Consider the following 328-nt stretch of genomic DNA (forward strand, 5'->3'; position numbering starts at 1 on the left):
TGGATAGAGTACTCGGCTACGAACCGAGCGGTCGGAGGTTCGAATCCTCCCGGATGCACCATCTTCTCCGAGATAACAGCGCAACTGTTGTTTCATGGTCTGCGAGATAATCGCCAGCACCAGGGAGGATAGCGTTGCTTCAGCAACGACCCGAAGGGCAAGGCGCAGCCGAGTAATCCTCCCGGATGCACCATCTCTTACTTGATATCGTTTATTACGATATCAATATCGGCAGTAAAGCAAGTTTTCCGATGCATCCGTAGCTCAGCTGGATAGAGTACTCGGCTACGAACCGAGCGGTCGGAGGTTCGAATCCTCCCGGATGCAC

Annotated in this window: 1 tRNA gene; it reads left to right on the forward strand. The window is 53.4% G+C overall.

The features are described 5' to 3' along the window. Nucleotides 1–253: 253 nt before the first annotated feature. A tRNA-Arg gene (locus OGV69_RS01400) sits at nucleotides 254–327 on the forward strand. Nucleotide 328 lies beyond the last annotated feature (1 nt).

Source organism: Citrobacter sp. Cc139 (assembly GCF_030334645.1).
Classification (GTDB): Bacteria; Pseudomonadota; Gammaproteobacteria; order Enterobacterales; family Enterobacteriaceae; genus Citrobacter; species Citrobacter werkmanii.